We start from the raw sequence: 19,725 nt of genomic DNA, 5'->3' as shown, positions 1-19,725 counted from the left end.
TGTGGGGAATAGGCTGAAATGATAGCGGATTTCGTCAAGACCGGCCGAAGGCTGCTTTGCCCTTGGTGGGCGTAGGGTCAGTCCGGGACGTGTCCGCCGCTGATTCGCTCGATGCCGGCAAGATCGCGCTCGGAGCGCACATGGGCAAAACCTTGCGCAGCAAGCAACGCGCGCACGTCGACAGCCTGATCGTAGCCGTGTTCGATCCACAGGACGCCGCGCGCGGTCAGGCGGGCGGCCGCGCCCGCGACGATCTTGCGGATGGCGCTGAGTCCGTCGGCTTCATCGGTGAGGGCGCCGCGCGGCTCGAAGCGTAAATCGCCCTCGGACAGATGCGGATCGCCGCTCGCGATATACGGCGGATTGCTGACGATCACGTCGAAGCGCGACGCCGGGTCCAGCGAGTCGTACCAGTCGCTTTGCTGAAAGACGACGCTGCCGCCCGGGCGTTTTGCGTCCAGCAGACGCCCCGCGTTGCGCGTTGCCACAGCCAGCGCTTCCGCCGAGCGATCCAGCGCGACGACTTGCGCGTCCGGTCGCATCGACGCGATGGCGACCACAATGGCGCCGGTTCCCGTGCCGAGATCGAGCACGCGCGGTCGCGAAAGGTTTTCCATAGCCGACAACGCCGTCTCGACCAGCAATTCGGTTTCCGGACGCGGAATCAGCACGTCTGGCGTCACTTCGAAGTCGAGTCCGAAAAACTCACGGGCGCCGACCAGTTGCGCAACCGGCTCGCCCGCGACACGCCGCGCTTCCAGTTCGCGGTAGCGAGCCACCGCCGTTGGGTCGAGCGCTTCGTCGCTACGCGTGATGAGCTGCGTCGGCCGCCAGCCGAGCACGTGCGTGAGCAGAATCCGCGCTTCGAGCGCCGGCAGCGGCGAGGCGCGCAACAGCGCGGCGGGTGTCGGCGCGTCCATGCGAGATCAGTCCGCGTCGCCGAGCGAGGCCAGCAATTCGGCCTGATGTTCGCTCACCAGCGCGGCGATCAGTTCGTCGAGGTCGCCGTCCATGATTGCGTCGAGGCGATACAGCGTCAGATTGATCCGGTGATCCGTCAGGCGGCCTTGGGGAAAGTTGTAGGTGCGAATCCGTTCCGAGCGATCACCCGAGCCGATCAGGCTCTTGCGCGTCGCGGCTTCCTTGGCCTGCTGCTCGTGCGACTGCTTGTCTTTGATGCGCGCGGCTAGCACTTTCAGCGCGCGATCCTTGTTCTTGTGTTGCGAACGGTCGTCCTGACACTCCACGACGATGCCGGTCGGCAAGTGCGTCACGCGCACGGCCGAATCGGTTTTATTGATGTGCTGACCGCCCGCGCCCGACGCGCGGAACGTGTCGATCCGCAAATCGGCCGGATTGATCTCGACTTCGCCGATTTCGTCCGCTTCGGGCATCACGGCGACCGTGCACGCCGACGTGTGGATGCGGCCCTGCGTTTCCGTTGCCGGCACACGTTGCACGCGATGACCGCCGGACTCGAACTTGAGCTTCGAATAGGCCGCTTCGCCCGCGATGCGCACGATCACTTCCTTGTAGCCGCCAAGATCGGACTCGCTCGCCGACATCATTTCCACCTGCCAGCGATTGCGTTCGGCAAAGCGCAGGTACATGCGCAGCAGGTCGCCCGCGAACAGCGCCGATTCGTCGCCGCCGGTGCCGGCGCGGATTTCCAGAAAGATATTGCGGTCGTCGTTCGGGTCCTTCGGCAGCAGCATTTTCTGCAATTCGCCGCCGAGTTTTTCCATCCGCTCGCGCGACGTACGAATTTCTTCCTCCGCGAAGTCGCGCATCGACGCGTCCGTCAGCAGTTCCTGCGCGGTTGCCGAGTCCGTCATGGCCTGGCGCCACAGCGCGTAGTGCTCGACGACCGGCCCGAGTTCCGAGTGCTCGCGCGTGAGCTTGCGGTATTGGTCGAGATTCGAGGTGATGTCCTCGCGGCTCAACAGGTCGTTCAGTTCGGCCAGTCGGATAGTGAGCTGGTCGAGCTTGCGTTGCATGCTCGTTTTCATCGGGCGGGTTTCGGAGCGGGCTCCGGCAAGGACGACAACTAGAGGAAAGGGCGGGTGCCCCGATCGGAGAAGCATGTCGCGGGCCACACGGACGTGGCGCGGACCGCGCAACGGAAGCTGCGCCGCTAACGCTCCGTGGAACCGGAGTGTTTGTAGAAGCCGCTCATCAGTTCGATGAGCGTGTCGCGATTCTCGCTGCTTGCACGGTTGAGCGCGTGAGTCGGCCCGTGGATAAGCTTGTTGGTGAGCGCCTGCGAGAGGGCTTCGAGCACCGCAGCGGGATCGTCGCCACGCGCCAGCATTTTTTGCGCACGCTCGACTTCGGCGCGGCGGAGCACGTCGGCTTGCGTGTGCATGTGACGGATGACCGGCACGATGCTGCGTGCGTCGAGCCATTGCATGAAATTCTGCACGCGCGTTTCGATGATCGCCTCGGCTTGCGCAACCGCGGCCTGCCGCGATGCATTGCCTTCGCGGACGATCGCGCCGAGGTCGTCGACGGTGTACAGGAACACGTCTTCGAGTTGGCCGACTTCAGGTTCGATGTCGCGCGGCACGGCCAGGTCGACCATGAAGATCGGCCGGTGACGGCGCGCTTTCACAGCGCGTTCGACCGCGCCCAGCCCGATGATGGGCAACGTGGACGCCGTGCACGACACGATGATGTCGAACTCGTGCATGCGCGTGGGCAGTTCCGACAGCGGAATGGCGCGGCCATTGAAGCGCTCGGCCAGCCGCGTGCCGCGCTCGGCGGTGCGATTGGCCACTACGAGTTCTCTGGGTTGCTGCGCGGCAAAGTGCGTCGCGCACAACTCGATCATTTCGCCCGCGCCAATGAACAGCACGCGCTGGTTCGAAACCTTGTCGAAAATGCGTTGCGCGAGGCGTACGGCGGCGGCGGCCATGGAAACCGACTGCGCGCCGATTTCCGTGGTGCTGCGCACTTCTTTCGCGACCGCGAAAGTGCGCTGGAACAGCTGATTCAGATAGGTGCCCAGCGCGCCGGCTTCGGACGCCGTGCGCACCGCGTCTTTCATTTGTCCGACGATTTGCGTTTCACCCAGCACCATCGAATCGAGACCGGACGCGACGCGAAACGCGTGGCGCACGGCCTCCGACTGCGGCAGCGCATAAACATGCGGCGCGAGTTCGTCGACGGGAAGGTTGTGATACTTCGAGAACCATTGAATCGCGGCTTCGCGCGCGGCCTGGTCGTCGGTGGCGCAATACAGCTCGGTGCGATTGCAGGTAGACAGAATGGCCGCTTCCGGCGCGTTGCGGGCCGTGCGAGCCGACCAGACGCTCTTGAAGGTGTCCAAAGCAGGTTTGATCTGTTCGAGCGGAAATGCCACGCGTTCGCGCAAGGCGACGGGCGCAGTGTGGTGATTGATTCCGATCGTTAGAAGCTGCATTTGGGGGAGCGATGGTTTAGCTCAATATTATAGCGTTTTCACGATTCTTACATTGTGGGCGCGTCAGGGCCCGGCACGATGGCGTCCGGCGGGACCGCGTCGAGCTGGTAGCCGAAGCCGTAAAGCGGCGTCAGACAGTAGCCGTGTTCGGGACACAACTGCAGTTTGGTCCGCACGCGCGACGCGTGCGTGTCGACGGTGCGCGACGGAACGTCGCGGCGGCGCATCCAGACGGCTTCGAGAATATGCGCGCGCGAAACCGGCCGCGACAGGTTGGTAAACAGAAGCAGGGCGAGGCGGAATTCTTTCGGTGTCAGCATGACGGTTCGGTCGCCGAAGCTCACCGAGCACTGCGCCGCGTCGAATGCGTAGCCGCCGATGACGTCGCGGCGACGCTTCTGGGGCCGCCGCAGACCCGCGCGACGCAGCAGCGCGTCGACCCGAGCCAGCATTTCCGGCCCGCGCACGGGTTTGCTCAGGCAGTCGTCGGCGCCGGCTTGCAGAACGGCGACGATCTGACTTTCGCGAGGCTCCGGAATCAGGACGATCACGGGCAGGTTCGGCAGGATGGCGCGTGCGCGTGGAATCACGTCTTCGGCGGGCAGGTCGCCTGCCCAGTTTTCGGTGAGCAGCAGGTCGAAGAATTCGTCCGCGGCGTTTTCCAGGAAGGGGGCGCTGGCGCTGAAGTGCTGGCAGGTGTGGCCTCCGGCGAACAGCAACCGGTTGACGAGTTCAGCATGCCTTGCATCCGGCTCGATAAGGGCAATTCGCATAGTCGGAGTCCAGCAGCGCACAATACCGGGACTAGGCTTCTCCGTAAGGCTTACAGCTTGCCTAACGTCACCCCGACCCCTAAACTCGACCGCTATACGCGACGCGCTGTGCTGAACGTTTATAGTTAATGAGACAAAAATGCTAGCTGCCGGGGTGTCTTGCGCCCATGAGACGAATCTGAAACTGCGCGAGGCGTGCCGCTAATGGGATGGCCTGGAATTGTCGTGCTGGGAGCGGTGATCGGCCTCGCGGGCTGGTGGCTGCATCCGTTGCGACGCGCGAGCCGCGCGCGCTGGTGGCTGTCGTTGCTGGCCGGTGTCGTGGGCGCGAGCGTCGCGCACATGGCTGGCAACGTGATTGGTCTTTTTCATGACGGGGATACGCTCGAATGGCCGGTATGCACCGCCATCGCGTTGATCGCCGTTGCCGTGACGGTCGGCGTGTTGTCCCGTCGTTGAATACTTGCAGGTGACTCCGATGAATGCCCGACTCCCCGAAACTTCCTCTATCCCCGAACGGCTTGCCACGTTGCGTGAGGCCATGGCGCGCGAAGGCGTCGCTGCCTACCTCGTGCCGTCCGCGGATCCCCATCTCTCCGAATATCTTCCTGGGCGTTGGCAGGGCCGACAGTGGTTGTCGGGTTTCACCGGCTCGGCCGGCACGCTGGTCGTCACGCCGGATTTCGCCGGCGTCTGGACCGACAGCCGCTATTGGGAACAGGCTAACGCGCAACTGGCCGGCACCGGCGTGCAACTCATGAAGATGACCGGCGGCCAGCAAACGGCGCCGCATTTCGACTGGCTCGCGCAGAACGTGCCAACCGGCGGCTCGGTCGGCGTGGACGGCGCGGTGCTCGGCGTGGCGGCGGCGCGTGCGTTGACGCAGGCGCTCGGCGCACGCGGCGTGAAACTGCGCACCGACATCGATCTGTTCGACGCAATCTGGCCGCAGCGGCCGTCGCTGCCCGCAGATGCGGTCTTCGAGCACGCCGCGCCGCACGCCAGCGTTGCCCGCTCGGAAAAGCTCGCGCAAATCCGCGCCGTGATGACCGAGAAGGGCGCGCAGTGGCACTTCATCTCCACGCTCGACGACCTCGCCTGGCTGCTGAATCTGCGCGGCGCGGACGTCAGCTACAACCCGGTGTTCGTGGCGCACGCGCTGATCGGTCCCGACAGTGCGTCGCTGTTCGTCGCTGACGGCAAGGTGCCGCAAGCGGTGGCCGACGCACTCGCTGCCGACGGCATCGGCGTCGAGCCGTACGCCAGGGCAGCCGATGCACTCGCCGCCTTGCCGCCGGGCAGCACGCTGCTGATCGACCCGCGCCGTATTACCTACGGCTCGCTGCAATCCGTGCCGTCCACGATCACCGTGGTCGAGGCGGTGAATCCGTCCACCTTCTTCAAGTCGCGCAAAACGGCGGCCGAAGCCGCCCACGTCCGCGAGACGATGGAGCAGGACGGCGCCGCGCTCGCCGAATTCTTCGCGTGGTTCGAAAGCGCGCTGGGCCGCGAAACCATCACGGAACTCACCATCGACGAACGCCTGACGGCCGCGCGCGCGCGCCGTCCGGGATTCGTCTCGCTGAGCTTCGCGACCATCGCGGGTTTCAATGCGAACGGCGCGATGCCGCACTATCGCGCCACGCAGGAAGCGCATTCCGTGATCGAAGGCAACGGCCTGTTGCTGATCGATTCCGGCGCACAGTATTTGAGCGGCACGACCGACATCACCCGCGTCGTGCCGATCGGCACGATCAGCGAGGCGCAGCGGCGCGATTTCACGATCGTGCTGAAGGGCACGATGGCCTTGTCACGGGCGAAATTCCCGCGCGGCATCCGTTCGCCGATGCTCGACGCGATCGCTCGCGCGCCGATCTGGGAAGCAGGCGGCGACTACGGCCACGGCACCGGTCACGGCGTGGGTTACTTCCTGAACGTGCACGAGGGTCCGCAGGTCATTTCGCACTACGCGCCGGCCGAACCGTGGACGGCCATGGAAGAGGGCATGATTACCTCGGTCGAGCCGGGCATTTACCGGCCGGGCAAATGGGGCGTGCGAATCGAAAACCTGGTGCTGAACGTGCCGGCGGAAAAAACCGAGTTCGGCGATTTCCTCAAGTTCGAAACGCTGACCTTGTGCCCGATCGACACGCGCTGCCTGGATTTGTCGTTGCTGCGCGCGGACGAACGCGAATGGCTGAACGCGTATCACGAGACGGTCCGCACACGCCTGTCGCCGCATGTTTCGGGCGAGGCGAAAGCGTGGCTGGAGTTGCGCACTCAACCCATTTGAGTGCAACGGTCGGCGCGCGGGGCGTCCAGTCTTAATCACGGAGAAGGCATGGCCATCAAGGCAGTCGTGTTCGATTTCGGTGGTGTTCTGATCGACTGGAGCCCCCAGTATCTCTATCGGCAACTGATTCCCGACGAAGCCGAACGCCACTGGTTTCTGACGCATGTCTGTTCGATGGACTGGGTGATCCGCCAGGACGGCGGTCAGCCGATTGGCGAAGCCACCGACGAACTGATCGCGAAGTTTCCCGATCACGCCCCGCTGATCCGCGCGTTTTACGAGCGTTGGCACGAGATGGTGGCCGGCGTGCTCGAAGAAGGTGTCGCGATCATGGAAAAGCTCGAAGCTGCCGAGGTGCCGCTGTTCGGGCTGACCAACTGGTCGGCGGAAACTTTTCCGTATGCGTGGGAACATTTCCCCGTGCTGCGGCGGTTCCGCGACATCGTGGTCTCGGGTCGCGTGAAGCTGGTGAAACCCGATCCGGCGATCTACGCGGAAATGCGTCAACGCATCGAGTTGCAGTTGCCGGGCATTCAGCCCGGCGAACTCGTTTTCATCGACGACAACTTAAAAAACGCCGAGATGGCCACCGCGCTCGGCTGGCACGGCGTGCATCACGTGAGCGCCGCACAAACCGCCGGGAAATTGCGCGAGCTGGGGCTGCCGGTTTAGCGCAGTCTGACGCTGCCGGCCTTACTGGCCGAGCAGATTTTTCAGCGCGTTGCCCAGGCCCTTCACCGTTTCACCGGCGCCTTTCGCCACACCTTCCACGCTCACGCCGAGTCCTTTGGCGAAGCCCGCACCGATGCGCCTCAGCAGACTTTCTCGGACCGAGAATTTCGGATCGCGCAGGTCGCCGTCCAGCACGAAATGCAGCGTGATATCGCCGTTATGGGATTTGAGCGCGGCGATGGCGGCTTTGGTCGGAATCGACATGAAGGTGTCGAGCGGATCGCCGTTGTCGGCGAGTTGCAGGTTATGAACCGTCAAGGTGCCGGGCGCATGCAACTGGTAATTGCGCACCGTCGATTCGACGGTGAGATCCACCGTGCCGCCCGTGACTTGCGCCTTGGCGCCGGCCTTCTTCAACAGATACGGATCGAGCATCACGACGTCGATGCCGCGCAGCGTGCTGGTGGTCTGCGAATCCTTGCTGGCGATCTTGATCCAGCCGCCGAACGCAACCGTTCCCGTGTGCGCAGGACCTTTGATCGAGCCGCTCACGTTCAGCGAAGTCGGTTCGTCGAGAGCGGGCAGGCGCAGATGATCGACCGTCGCGTTGGCGTTGCTCACCGTGACCTGGAAGGCCGGTGGCCCTACCGACATATCGTAGAAGTGGAAATTGCCCTGTTCGAAGCGGATGTGATCCACCAGCTTTTCGCGTGGTGCGGCCGCCGGGCCGCTGGTCTGGTTCGCATCGGCGCTGCTCACCGATTCGCGCAGGTTCGGCAGAATGCGAATCGCGCCGTCCTTGCTGCGCATCACCGCAACGTCGAAACCGCGCACTACGACATCGCGAATATGCGTGCGCCGCGCCAGCATGTCGCGGATATCCGGCGTGATGATGATTTCGTCCGCGCGCAGCGGATCGCCGGCCGGCCAACCGGGCGGCGGTTTGAGCAGAACGTTGGTGAGGTGAACCGAGGTGAGCCCGACGTCGATATGCTCGGCGCTGCCTAGCGGACCGAGCGCCGCAACGACGCGTGCCTTGATTTCGCGTTGCGCGAACTGCAGCGCGCCGAGCGCGACGACGATTACCAGCAGCACGACGCTGCCCACAGCAATAGCCCAGCGGCTGGCTTTCGACATCGCCATGCTTGCCTCCTCGTCAGCGCGTGGCGCGCATTGTGGCCGTGGCGCGAGATCGGCCACAACGCGGCCCGTCCATCGATGACGGACGGGCGGTCAGTTCTTCTTTTTACCGTGCGATCGGCTTGTAACGCAAACGCTTCGGACGCGCGGCTTCTTCGCCCAGACGGGCGCGCTTGTCCGCTTCGTATTCCTGGTAGTTGCCGTCGAAGAACGTGACTTGCGAATCGCCCTCGAATGCCAGGATGTGCGTGGCGATCCGGTCGAGGAACCAGCGATCGTGCGAGATCACCAGCACCGAGCCGGCGAATTCGAGCAGCGCGTCTTCGAGCGCGCGCAGCGTTTCGACGTCCAGGTCGTTCGACGGTTCGTCCAGCAGCAGTACGTTGCCGCCCGCGATCAGCGTCTTGGCCAGATGCAGCCGGCCGCGTTCACCGCCCGACAGGTTGCCGACGATCTTCTGCTGGTCGCCGCCCTTGAAGTTGAAGCGGCCGATATACGCGCGCGACGGCGTTTCGTATTTGCCCACCGTCAGCACGTCCGCCCCGCCCGAAATTTCTTCGAACACGGTCTTCGAGCCGTCGAGCGCGTCGCGGCTTTGGTCCACGTAAGCGAGCTTGACGGTCGGGCCTTGCACGATCTCGCCCGAATCGGGCTGTTCGCGGCCGGTCAGCATGCGGAACAGCGTGGACTTACCCGCGCCGTTCGGTCCGATAATGCCGACGATCGCGCCGGCCGGAATCTTGAAGCTGACGTTGTCGAGCAGCAGGCGGTCGCCGTACGACTTGCTGACGTCCTTGAACTCGATCACTTCGTTGCCCAGACGGTCGCCGACCGGGATGAAGATTTCCTGCGTTTCGTTGCGCTTCTGGTAGTCCTGGCTGTTCAGTTCCTCGAAGCGCGCGATACGCGCCTTCGACTTCGCCTGACGGCCCTTCGGGTTCTGGCGCACCCACTCCAGTTCCTTCTTGATCGCCTTCTGACGCGCCGATTCCGACGACTCTTCCTGCTTCAGGCGCTCTTCCTTCTGGTCGAGCCAGCTGCTGTAGTTGCCCTTCCAGGGAATGCCGTGACCGCGGTCGAGTTCGAGAATCCACTCGGCGGCGTTGTCGAGGAAGTAGCGATCGTGGGTGACGGCGACCACGGTGCCCGGAAAGCGCGTGAGGAACTGTTCGAGCCAGTCGACCGATTCCGCGTCCAGGTGGTTGGTCGGTTCGTCGAGCAGCAGCATGTCCGGCTTTTCGAGCAACAGCTTGCACAGCGCGACGCGGCGCTTTTCGCCGCCCGAGAGGTGCTCGATCTTCGCGTCCCATGCCGGCAGGCGCAATGCGTCGGCGGCGATTTCGATCTGTTGCTCGGCGTTGCCGTCCGAGGTGGCCAGAATCGCTTCGTACTTCGCCTGTTCGGCGGCGAGCGCGTCGAAGTCGGCATCTTCTTCGGCATAGGCCGCGTAGATTTCGTCGAGCTTTTTCTGCGCGTTGAAGACGTCGCCGAGACCTTCCTCGACCGCTTCACGCACCGTCTTGTTCGGATCGAGTTGCGGCTCCTGCGGCAGATAGCCGATGTTCAGGTTCGGCATCGGCGTGGCTTCGCCTTCGATGTCCTTGTCCACGCCGGCCATGATGCGGATCAGCGTCGACTTGCCCGAGCCGTTCAGGCCGAGCAGACCGATCTTCGCGCCGGGGAAAAACGACAGCGAGATGTCTTTCAGGATTTGGCGTTTGGGCGGCACGATCTTGCCGACCCGGTTCATGGTGAAGACGTATTGGGCCATTTGCTTGCAATAGACGTTGACGACGCCGGCCGCGTGGGGGCGGGCGGTCGTGGGTGGATGGGTAATCGGTGTTATGTCCGGGCGAAGCGCCCGGCGCCGGCCGTCGCGGCGTCGGATTCAACGACGCCTCGCGCGCGGGCGGATGTTCAGATGGCATTGTACTTCGGGGCGCGCGGCCGCAGCCCAAAGGGTGCGTTCAGAACAGGTCGTGCGGATGTTTAGAGCCAGTCGGCCACGCCGCCGTGCCGCGAACACGTGCCGCCGTGATGCCGGCTGAAGCTGTAGGTGCCGTCGCGGCAACGCGCGCTCGCGCCCTCCGGCGCTTTGCCGGACAAGGAGCGAGCCGGCGCGTGAACGGTGTTGCCGTCGCGGTTGGTATAGGTATTGTGGTTGCTGAGGTTCGCCTCGTCGGGCGTCGTGCCTGGCGCGACGTACGCGAAGGCGGACGAGGCGCCGAGCAGCAGCGCTGCGACGACCATCGCGCGGGCGCGCCGGGTCGGGCGAGTGAAGCCTGTCGTCATCGTTGTCGTGGAGGTGTCAGTTCGCTCGCCGTCCCGTCGACGGATCGAAGAAGTGCAGGTGCTGCGCGGGCAGCGCGACTTGCAGCGCCTCGCCTGCGGCGGGTCGATGCGTATGCGGCAGCCGCACCGTGACGTCGTGCTTGCCCCAGCGGCCATGCGCGAGGTTGTCCGCGCCGAGCAGTTCGCAGGAATCCACGGTGAGCGTGGCGTGCGACGCGTCCGCGTGACCCGGCGTCATGTGCTCGGGGCGAATGCCGAGCGTCCATTCACGGCCCTTCGCCACCTCGCGCCCGATCGCCGGCACGTTCGCGAGCGGCAGCTTCGCGCCGTTGCCGGCGACCTCGAAGGTCGAGCCGTCGTCCGAGACACGGCCCTCCAGCAGATTCATGCCGGGCGAACCGATAAAACTCGCCACGAAAACCGTGGCCGGCCGCTCGTAGACGTCGGTCGGTGCGCCGATCTGCTCGGCGTGACCCTTGTTCATCACGATGACGCGCTGCGCGAGCGTCATGGCTTCGATCTGGTCGTGCGTGACGTACAGGCTGGTGGTGGCGAGCCGCGCGTGCAGACGCTGGATTTCGAGGCGCATCTGCACGCGCAGCCGCGCGTCGAGATTCGACAAAGGTTCGTCGAACAGAAACACGGCCGGTTCGCGCACGATCGCGCGGCCCATGGCGACGCGTTGACGTTGGCCGCCCGACAACTCGCGCGGCTTGCGCGAAAGCAGTGGTTCGAGTTCGAGAATCTGCGCGGCGGCGCGTACGCGCGAGTCGATCTGCGCGCGTTCCACACCGGCAATCCTGAGTGCGTAACCCATGTTTTCGGCCACGCTCATGTGCGGATACAGCGCGTAGTTCTGAAACACCATCGCGATGTTGCGGTCTTTCGGTTCGAGCCGGTTCACCACTTTGCCGGCGATCGAAATGCTGCCTTCGGAAATGCCTTCGAGTCCGGCCACCATGCGCAGCAAGGTCGACTTGCCGCAACCGGACGGTCCGACCATCACCACGAACTCGCCGTCCGCGATATCGACGTCGATGCCGTGCAGCACGAACTGTTTGCCGTCGTAGGTTTTTTTAACGCCTTGCAGAGTCAGTGCAGCCATTCCGTTTCAGCCTTTCGTTGCTTGTCGTTGTGTTTTTTCGGTGCGCACGCGCGTCACTTTTCCGAATCCACCAGCCCGCGCACGAACCAGCGCTGCATCGTCAGCACGACGGCGAGCGGCGGCAGCATCGCGAGCAGCGTCGCGGTCATCACCAGATGCCATTCGGTCGCGGTGTCGCCGGACGCGATCATGCTTTTGATGCCGACCACGGCGGTCGTCAAAGACTGCTGACTCGTAATCAGAATCGGCCAGAGATACTGGTTCCAGCCGTAAATAAAGGTGATGACGAAAAGCGCGGCCATGTTCGTCTTCGACAGCGGCAGAACGACGTCCCAGAAAAACCGCAGCGCGCCCGCGCCGTCGATGCGCGCGGCTTCCATCAGTTCGTCGGGCAAGGTCATGAAGAACTGGCGGAACAGGAACGTGGCTGTGGCCGACGCGATCAGCGGCAAGGTCAGGCCGCTGTACGTATTGCTCAGATGCATCGACGACACGACCTGCACCGTCGGAAAAATGCGCACTTCCACCGGCAGCATCAGCGTGATGAAGATGAGCCAGAACGACAGGTTGCGAAATGGAAAGCGGAAGAACACGATCGCGTAGGCGGAGATCATCGAAACGGCGATCTTGCCGATCGAGATCACGAGCGCCATCACGAGACTGTTCAGGAGCATGCGGCCGAACGGCGCCGCCGCATTGCCGCTGCCTTGCGACCACACCGTCGCGATGTTCTCGAACAGATGTGTGCTGGGCACGAGCGAGAGCGGCACGCTAAAAACTTCATGCTCGCTCATGGTCGCGGCGCAGAACGCCACGTACACGGGGAACACCACTAGCACGACGCCGAGTATCAGCACGGCGTGGCAGAAGAGGTCGAAACCGCGGCGGTTCTCGATCATGAGTATTGAACCCTGCGTTCGATGAAGCGGAATTGCACGACCGTCAACGCCACGACGATCACCATCAGCACGACCGATTGGGCGCCGGAGCTGCCGATATCGAGGCCTTGGAAACCTTCGGCGAAAATCTTGTAGATCAGCGTGCGCGTGGATTGCGCGGGACCGCCGCCGGTGGCCGCGTCGATCACCGGGAAGGTGTCGAAGAAGGCGTAGGTGATGTTGATCACCAGCAGGAAAAAGCTGGTCGGCGATAGCAGCGGCAGTGCGATGCCGAAGAAACGCCGCACCGGACCGGCGCCGTCGATGGCGGCCGCTTCGATCAGCGAACGTGGAATGGCCTGCAAGCCGGCGTAGAAGAACAGGAAGTTGTAGCTCACCTGTTTCCACACGGAGGCGAGCACCACCAGAAACATGGCCTGACCGGCATTGAGCGCGTGATTCCACACGATGCCGTATTTGGCCAGCGCATACGTCACGAGCCCGATGCTCGGATTGAACAGGAACGACCACAGCACGGCGGCGATGGCCGGTGCGACTGCGTACGGCCAGATCAGGAGCGTCTGGTAAGTCTTCGCGCCGCGCGTCACGCGGTCGGCGCACACGGCGAGCAACAGCGAGATCACGAGCCCGGAGACGGTGACCAGCGCGCAGAAGATCAGCGTCGTGGTGAACGACGACAGATACAGCGGATCGGCGAACAACTGCTTGAAGTTGGCCAGCCCGACGAACTCGCTCGACGTACCGAACGCGTCCTGGCTCTGGGTGGATTGCCACAGCGCTTCGCCGGCGGGCCACAGAAAGAACAGAAGCGTGATGAGCAGTTGCGGCGCGACGAGCAGGTAGGGCAGCACGCTGGTGCCGAAGCTGGAGCGCTTTTCCATCTGGATTCCCAAAGTATTGCGCGTAACGCCGTGCAACAGCGCGAGCGCGCCGTCACACGGTTCGACTCAGGCTCAGTTGCCGGCTTTCTCGAAGCGGCGCAGCAACTCGTTGCCGCGCGAAACGGACGAGTCCAGCGCTTCCTGCGGGGTCTTTTTCTGCGCCCACACCTGTTCGAGTTCTTCGTCGATGATGGTGCGGATCTGCGGCATGTTGCCCAGACGCAAACCCTTGGTGTACGGCAGCGGCGGTTTGTTGAGCATCTGCTTGATCGCGGTGTCGCTGCCCGGATTCTTCTCGTAGAAGCCTTGCTGCTGGGTCAGCTGATACGCGGCCGTGGTGACCGGCAGATAGCCCGTGTCCTGATGCCACTTCGCGGCAACCGGCGCCGACGACAGGTACGACAGGAACTTCGCCACGCCCTTATAGGTGGCGGCGTCCTTGCCCGACAGCACCCACAAGCTGGCGCCGCCGATGATCGCGTTCTGCGGTGCGCCCTTCACGCTGGCGTCGTACGGCATCATGCCCGTGCCGAAGTTGAACTTCGCGTACTTCTTGATGGTGGCGAGCGATCCCGACGAGTTCGTGATGATCCCGCAGTCGCCGCTATAGAACTTCGACACCGGTTCGTCCTTGCGGCCGACATAGGTGAAGGTGCCGTCCTTCTGCATGTTCTGCAGGAACTGGATGTGCGCGACCTGGAGCGGCTTGTTGAATTCGAGTTGCGCATCGGCGCCGTCGAAACCGTTGTTCCGGGTGGCGAACGGCGCGCCGTGCCAGGCACTGTAGTTTTCGAGTTGGATCCAGCTTTGCCAGCCCGACGAATAGCCGCATGCCATGCCCGACGCCTTCAGCTTCTGTGCGTCCGTTTGCAGTTCGGCCCAGGTTTTCGGCGGCTGGTTCGGGTCGAGGCCGGCCTTCTTGAAGGCGTCCTTGTTGTAGTACAGCACCGGCGTCGAGCTGTTGAACGGCATCGAAATCAGTTCGCCGGTTTTGGCGTCGCTGTAGTAGCTGGCAATGGTTGGCACGAAGGCTTTTTCGTCGAGCGGCACGCCGGCCTGCTTGAACACTTCCGAAACCGGGATAACCGCTTTCTTTGCCTGCATCATTGTCGCGGTGCCGACTTCGTAGACCTGCAGAATGGCCGGCGCGTTACCGCTGCGATAAGCGGCGATGCCGGCGGCGAGTGTCTGGTCGTAGGTGCCCTTGAAGACCGGCACGATCTTGTAGTCGCTTTGCGAGGCGTTGAACGCGTTGGCAATGTCGTTCAGGCGTTCGCCCAGGGCGGCTTCCATGCCGTGCCAGAACTGGATCTCAGTCGCGGCATGAGCGGCCTGACTGAGGCCAAAGCTCAATACGGCAGCGACGGAAAGCGAACGGAAAAGCGGCTTGCAACTCATCGATGTTGTCTCCTGGGTCGACCGGAACGAAGGCTTCTTTGCGCGCTCGGGTTCGTGCAACATGACGCTGGCCGGAACGGGCGCAAAAGCGGATCGCGCGATTCTAGTTGTGTTCGATGACAGTCCGGCGTCGATGGCCGGGCGGCGGCGCTCCATTTTGCGGGGCGCCGGATGCCGCAATTTAACATCGCTGTCACGAAACGGAAACAATCGGTGCCGGAGCGGTTATCGGGCGTGGGTCGATGAGGAATGCAGATGCGGGATTTGCTGAAGTGCCTGAGCATTGGTTCGATGCTTGCGTTCACGCTGCTGGGCTGCGCCCGCGCGCCCGTCGCCGTGAGTGGCCGTGCCGCGCAAACGGCTCCGTTGCCCGCGATCGTCGCGCATCGCGGCGGCACTGGCGATGCGCCCGAGAACACACTCGAAGCGATCCGCCAGTCGGTCGCCCATCATGCGGATGCGATGTGGCTGACCGTGCAGTTAAGCAAAGACGGTGTGCCGGTTCTGTATCGTCCCGCCGATCTGTCGGCCTTGACCGACGCAAGCGGACCGGTGGCGGCGCGCACGGCGGCGGAGTTATCGCGAGTCAATGCCGGGTGGCGTTTCCAGCAGGACGGCACGTTTCCGTATCGCGCGCGTCCGGTCGGCATCCCGACCTTACGCGATGCGTTGAGCGCGATACCTGCCGGCATGCCCGTCATCCTCGACATGAAGGCGCTGCCGGCCGCGCCCGAGACGCTGGCCGTGGCGCGCGTGCTGGATGAGGAGCACGCGTGGTCGCGCGTCACGATCTATTCGACCGAAGCCGACTATCAGCAGAGTTTCGCCGCGTATCCGCAAGCACGGCTTTTCGAATCGCGCGACGCGACCCGTGGCCGTCTCGTGCGCGTGCTGCTCGGTCAAGGCTGCATGGAGGCGCCCGCGGCGCATGCTTCCGTTGCGTTCGAACTGCATCGCGCCGTCACCGTGGTGGAGAAATTCACCCTGGGCGAGGGACGCTCGGACGTGCAGGCCACGCTCTGGACACCCGCCACGGTTGCCTGCTTCCGGCAGCGTCCCGACGTACGCATCGTCGCGATTGCCGTGAACGACGCCGACGCGTACCGAAGCGCCGCCTGTCTCGGTATCGACGCGGTACTCGCCGACTCGCCGCTGAAAATGGCGGCCGTGCGTGCCGCGCTTTCGGACGCGCCGCTGGAATGCGCGGCGTCGGGTTCGTCGGCAACTTCGGCTGCTTCCGCCACCTCTCCAGGGCAATAAAAAAAGCCCGCTGCAAAGCGGGCTTTTTTCGCTGACGCGGAATGGCGTCGTGCCGGACCGGACTTAGACGTTGAACAGGAAGTTCATCACGTCGCCGTCGTGCACGATGTATTCCTTGCCTTCCGCACGCATCTTGCCGGCTTCCTTCGCGCCTTGTTCACCCTTGTAGGTGATGAAGTCGTTGAAAGCGATGGTCTGCGCACGGATGAAGCCGCGCTCGAAGTCGGTGTGGATCGCGCCAGCGGCTTGCGGCGCGGTGTCGCCGATATGAATGGTCCATGCGCGCACTTCCTTCACGCCGGCCGTGAAGTACGTTTGCAGACCGAGCAGCTTGAAACCCGCGCGGATGACGCGGTTCAGGCCCGGCTCTTCCATGCCCATGTCGGCGAGGAAGACTTCCATGTCGGCTTCGTCGAGGTCGGCGATTTCCGCTTCGATCGCCGCGCACACCGCCACCACCGGCGCGTTTTCCGCGGCGGCGAATTTCGTGACCGCGTCCAGATGCGGGTTGTTTTCGAAGCCGTCGTCCTTCACGTTGGCGACGTACATGGTCGGCTTGGCCGTGATCAGGCAGAACGGTTTGAGCGTGGCTTTTTCTTCATCGGACAGATCCAGCGCGCGGACCGGCTTGGCCTGGTCGAGCTGCGCGCGGACTTTTTCCAGCACGGCGGCGTTCTTCGCGGCCTCTTTGTCGTTGCCCGACTTGGCCGCCTTCGAATAGCGCGTCAACGCCTTTTCGACCGTGGCGAGGTCGGCGAGCGCCAGTTCGGTGTTGATGACTTCGATGTCCGACAGCGGGTCGACCTTGTTGGCGACGTGAATCACGTTGTCGTCTTCGAAGCAGCGAACCACGTGGGTGATCGCGTCGGTTTCGCGGATGTTCGCGAGGAACTGGTTGCCCAGACCTTCGCCCTTGCTCGCGCCGGCGACCAGACCCGCGATGTCGACGAATTCGACCACGGCCGGCAGGATGCGCTCCGGCTTGACGATTTCGGCGAGCGCCTTCAGGCGTGCATCCGGCACTTCGACGATGCCGACGTTCGGCTCGATCGTGCAGAACGGATAGTTTTCCGCGGCGATGCCCGCCTTGGTCAGCGCATTGAACAGGGTGGACTTGCCGACGTTAGGCAGGCCGACGATGCCGCATTTGAGGCTCATGGAAATCCTTCAGTGAATCAGTAAGTTGCGTGATGCGCTCGACGCTGTGTGCAGGATTGCGCAAGCCTTCGCGGTGGCAGGGCGGGGGAAGCGCAGCGGAGCGGGACAAGTCACCGGAACGGACGCCGGACGGACGGCGATTCAGCGTTCTGGGCGAGTTTTTTGTCACGGAAAGCGCAATTGTAACCCGTTCAGATAGGCTTCCTTATGCCGCAGTGGGTTTGGCGCCGCGCCGATCCGTCCCTTCTACCCCGCAGCTTATAATGCGGCATGAACGCACACCACCAGACCTTTGATGTCGCCGTGATCGGCGGCGGGCTCGTCGGCAAGACCGCGGCGCTTGCGCTGACGCAAGGCGGGCTGCGCGTGGCGCTGCTGGCGCAACCCTGCGCGCCGCTGCCGCCGGGCGCTTCCTTCGACTCGCGGGTCTACGCGTTGTCGTCGAGTTCCCAGGCGCTGCTGGAGCGCTTGCGGGTCTGGCAGGCGCTCGATCTGACGAAGCTTGGCCCTGTCTACGACATGCGCGTCTACGGTGACGCCCACGCCGAACTCCATTTCTCCGCGTTCCAGGCATCCGTGCCGCAACTCGCGTGGATCGTCGAGTCGGCCGTGATCGAGCGCGCGCTGGATGCCGCGCTGCGATTCCAGCCGAACCTCACGTGGATCGATTCGCGCGCGCAGGCGCTCGACCTGGGCGCCGACGGCGCGAGCGTTGGCCTGGCGAACGGGAACGTGCTCGAAGCCGATCTCGTGGTCGGCGCGGACGGCGCACATTCTTGGGTACGCGCGCAGATCGGCTCGAAGATGAATCGCCGCGACTACCGGCAAACCGGCGTGGTCGCCAATTTCAAGGCTGAAAAGCCGCACGGTGAAACCGCGTACCAATGGTTTCGGGACGGCGAGATCGTCGCGCTGCTGCCGATGCCGGACGGCCACGTTTCGCTGGTGTGGTCGGCGCGCACGGAACACGCCGAACAACTCGTCGCGCTCGATCCCGCGCAACTCGCTGCTGAAGTGGAGCGCGTAACTGGCGGCCAGTTCGGCGCACTCGACTGCGTGACGCCCGCGCAAGGTTTCCCGCTCGCGCTGCAAACCGTGGACAAGCTGGTAGCGCCGCGCGTGGCGCTGGTCGGCGACGCGGCGCATCTGATTCACCCGCTCGCGGGCCAGGGCATGAACCTCGGTCTGCGCGACGTGGCGGCGCTCGCGGATACGGTTGCGGCCAAGGAAGCGTTCCGCGATCTCGGCGACATGGTGCTGCTGCGTCGCTACGAGCGCGCGCGCCGCGAAGACATCCGCGCACTGATGATCGCGACCGACGGCCTGCAAAAGCTGTTCGCGGCGCCCGGTCCGTTCGCCAAGGTGCTGCGCAATACCGGCATGGCCTTCGTGGGCGCGCAGCCTTTCATCAAACGCTGGCTGGTGTCGGCCGCGCTGGGGTAACAGTAAATAGCGCGATAGAAGCCGCCCGGCGTGCCGGAGCGGCGAGACGGGTATCATGAACGGATAGATGCCTTTCCAGTCATACTGGAAACGTCCCATCAGTACCGGGCGCGCCAGGCGCGCAATTGAAATCAGGAATTCAGCATGAAACGAACTTTCCGCATCGCGGCCGCCGCGCTTGCGATTGCCGCCATCACGATCGGCTGCTCCGCGCAGGCCGACCAGACCACCGACAAAATCAAGGCCACGCTGCAAACGCGCCTCGCCGACGTGACCATCAAGAGCGTCACCAAGTCGCCGATCGCCGGTTTGTACGAAGTGAACCTCGGCTCGCAGATCGTCTATAGCGACGCCACCGGCGACTACCTCGTGCTCGGCGATATCGTCGATTCGAAAACGCGCAAGAACCTGACCGAAGCCCGTCTGGCGGATACCAACCGGATCGACTTCGCGAGCCTGCCGTTTGCCAACGCGGTGAAGGTGGTGAAGGGCAACGGCGCGCGCAAGATCGCGGTGTTCTCCGATCCGAACTGCCCGTATTGCAAGCAGCTGGAAACCACGCTCAAGTCGATCGACAACGTGACCGTGTACACCTTCCTGTATCCGGTGCTGTCGCCGGATTCGACCGTCAAGTCGAAGTCGATCTGGTGTTCGGCCGACCGCGCCAAGGCCTGGGAATCGTGGATGCAGGATCACCAGGCGCCCACGGCCGCCGGCACCTGCGACACCGCCGCGATCGACAAGAACCTCGCGCTCGGCCACGCCATGAACGTGGACGGCACGCCTACCGTGTTCCTCGCCGACGGCCGCCGTCTGCCGGGCGCGGTGCCGGCCGACCGGCTGGACAAGGAAATGTCCGCGGTGCACTGAGCACGCCGGACCGATTGAGGAAAGGAGGCGCGCAGGGCGCCTCCTTTCGCATCGAGCCTCGAAGCTTAGGCTTCGAACCTCGACACTTCTCCGCTTCGCATCTTCTCCTCATCTCTCACG

At 63.9% G+C, this 19,725-nt stretch carries 18 protein-coding genes; 6 read left to right on the top strand and 12 right to left on the bottom strand.

The genetic code is table 11. The features are described 5' to 3' along the window. Nucleotides 1–77: 77 nt before the first annotated feature. The 4 genes from prmC to P3T18_RS34605 all read right to left on the bottom strand — a co-directional run bounded on the left by prmC (nt 78) and on the right by P3T18_RS34605 (nt 4,194). Nucleotides 78–920, bottom strand: coding sequence for a peptide chain release factor N(5)-glutamine methyltransferase (prmC, locus tag P3T18_RS34620; RefSeq protein ID WP_429304497.1), 843 nt, complete (start codon nt 918–920; stop codon nt 78–80). Nucleotides 921–926: 6 nt separating this feature from the next. Continuing rightward, a complete protein-coding gene (prfA, locus tag P3T18_RS34615; protein WP_429304496.1) occupies nt 927–2,009 on the bottom strand; it encodes a peptide chain release factor 1 in 1,083 nt (360 codons plus the stop codon). Nucleotides 2,010–2,134: 125 nt separating this feature from the next. Next, the gene (hemA, locus tag P3T18_RS34610; protein WP_429304495.1) at nt 2,135–3,421 is read right to left on the bottom strand and encodes a glutamyl-tRNA reductase; all 1,287 of its coding nucleotides are present in this window, start codon (nt 3,419–3,421) and stop codon (nt 2,135–2,137) included. A gap of 47 nt (nt 3,422–3,468) precedes the next feature. Then, complete coding sequence (locus tag P3T18_RS34605; RefSeq protein ID WP_429304494.1) at nt 3,469–4,194, bottom strand: response regulator transcription factor; 726 nt, start codon at nt 4,192–4,194, stop codon at nt 3,469–3,471. Nucleotides 4,195–4,398: 204 nt separating this feature from the next. On the opposite strand from P3T18_RS34605, the gene P3T18_RS34600 reads away from it, so the two are divergent. Genes P3T18_RS34600 through P3T18_RS34590 form a run of 3 tightly spaced genes read left to right on the top strand, consistent with a single transcriptional unit; the run spans nt 4,399 to nt 7,159 of the window. Beyond that, nucleotides 4,399–4,653 (top strand): hypothetical protein, encoded by a 255-nt coding sequence (locus P3T18_RS34600; protein WP_429304493.1) that lies wholly within the window; start codon nt 4,399–4,401, stop codon nt 4,651–4,653. A gap of 19 nt (nt 4,654–4,672) precedes the next feature. Continuing rightward, complete coding sequence (locus tag P3T18_RS34595; RefSeq protein ID WP_429304492.1) at nt 4,673–6,487, top strand: aminopeptidase P family protein; 1,815 nt, start codon at nt 4,673–4,675, stop codon at nt 6,485–6,487. Between the two features lie 48 nt (nt 6,488–6,535). Continuing rightward, nucleotides 6,536–7,159, top strand: a complete 624-nt coding sequence (locus tag P3T18_RS34590; RefSeq protein WP_429304491.1) for an HAD family hydrolase — start codon at nt 6,536–6,538, stop codon at nt 7,157–7,159. A 21-nt stretch (nt 7,160–7,180) separates the two neighbouring features. On the opposite strand, the gene P3T18_RS34585 is transcribed toward P3T18_RS34590, so the two are convergent. The 7 genes from P3T18_RS34585 to ugpB all read right to left on the bottom strand — a co-directional run bounded on the left by P3T18_RS34585 (nt 7,181) and on the right by ugpB (nt 14,874). Beyond that, on the bottom strand, nt 7,181–8,302 hold the full coding sequence (locus P3T18_RS34585) for a DUF748 domain-containing protein (RefSeq protein WP_429304490.1): 1,122 nt from the start codon (nt 8,300–8,302) through the stop codon (nt 7,181–7,183). Nucleotides 8,303–8,405: 103 nt separating this feature from the next. Beyond that, on the bottom strand, nt 8,406–10,070 hold the full coding sequence (gene ettA / locus P3T18_RS34580) for an energy-dependent translational throttle protein EttA (protein ID WP_429304489.1): 1,665 nt from the start codon (nt 10,068–10,070) through the stop codon (nt 8,406–8,408). 218 nt (nt 10,071–10,288) lie between these two features. Then, entirely contained in the window at nt 10,289–10,591 is a 303-nt protein-coding gene (locus tag P3T18_RS34575) for a DUF3761 domain-containing protein (protein ID WP_429304488.1), read from the bottom strand. Nucleotides 10,592–10,607: 16 nt separating this feature from the next. Then, nucleotides 10,608–11,696, bottom strand: coding sequence for a sn-glycerol-3-phosphate import ATP-binding protein UgpC (locus tag P3T18_RS34570; protein WP_429304487.1), 1,089 nt, complete (start codon nt 11,694–11,696; stop codon nt 10,608–10,610). A 53-nt stretch (nt 11,697–11,749) separates the two neighbouring features. Further along, nucleotides 11,750–12,595: a sn-glycerol-3-phosphate ABC transporter permease UgpE gene (ugpE, locus tag P3T18_RS34565; protein WP_429304486.1), complete on the bottom strand. Its 846-nt coding sequence runs from the start codon at nt 12,593–12,595 to the stop codon at nt 11,750–11,752. Further along, nucleotides 12,592–13,476 (bottom strand): sn-glycerol-3-phosphate ABC transporter permease UgpA, encoded by an 885-nt coding sequence (gene ugpA, locus P3T18_RS34560; protein ID WP_429304485.1) that lies wholly within the window; start codon nt 13,474–13,476, stop codon nt 12,592–12,594. Before ugpA ends, ugpE begins: the two co-directional genes overlap by 4 nt. Nucleotides 13,477–13,548: 72 nt before the next feature. Continuing rightward, nucleotides 13,549–14,874, bottom strand: a complete 1,326-nt coding sequence (gene ugpB / locus P3T18_RS34555) for a sn-glycerol-3-phosphate ABC transporter substrate-binding protein UgpB (RefSeq protein WP_429304484.1) — start codon at nt 14,872–14,874, stop codon at nt 13,549–13,551. Between the two features lie 255 nt (nt 14,875–15,129). Between ugpB and P3T18_RS34550 the strand changes: the two genes are divergently transcribed. Further along, nucleotides 15,130–16,134 carry a glycerophosphodiester phosphodiesterase family protein gene (locus P3T18_RS34550; RefSeq protein ID WP_429304483.1) on the top strand — a complete coding sequence of 335 codons (1,005 nt, stop codon included), beginning with the start codon at nt 15,130–15,132 and terminating at the stop codon, nt 16,132–16,134. A 63-nt stretch (nt 16,135–16,197) separates the two neighbouring features. On the opposite strand, the gene ychF is transcribed toward P3T18_RS34550, so the two are convergent. Beyond that, nucleotides 16,198–17,292 (bottom strand): redox-regulated ATPase YchF, encoded by a 1,095-nt coding sequence (gene ychF / locus P3T18_RS34545; protein WP_429304482.1) that lies wholly within the window; start codon nt 17,290–17,292, stop codon nt 16,198–16,200. Nucleotides 17,293–17,562: 270 nt separating this feature from the next. On the opposite strand from ychF, the gene P3T18_RS34540 reads away from it, so the two are divergent. Next, complete coding sequence (locus tag P3T18_RS34540; RefSeq protein ID WP_429304481.1) at nt 17,563–18,735, top strand: UbiH/UbiF family hydroxylase; 1,173 nt, start codon at nt 17,563–17,565, stop codon at nt 18,733–18,735. 144 nt (nt 18,736–18,879) lie between these two features. Then, nucleotides 18,880–19,605 carry a DsbC family protein gene (locus P3T18_RS34535; protein WP_429304480.1) on the top strand — a complete coding sequence of 242 codons (726 nt, stop codon included), beginning with the start codon at nt 18,880–18,882 and terminating at the stop codon, nt 19,603–19,605. Nucleotides 19,606–19,725: the final 120 nt, after the last annotated feature.

The sequence above is a fragment of the Paraburkholderia sp. GAS199 genome (assembly GCF_050436585.1).
In the GTDB taxonomy this organism is placed as follows: Bacteria; Pseudomonadota; Gammaproteobacteria; order Burkholderiales; family Burkholderiaceae; genus Paraburkholderia.
This window is presented reverse-complemented; position numbering and strand designations above follow the sequence as displayed.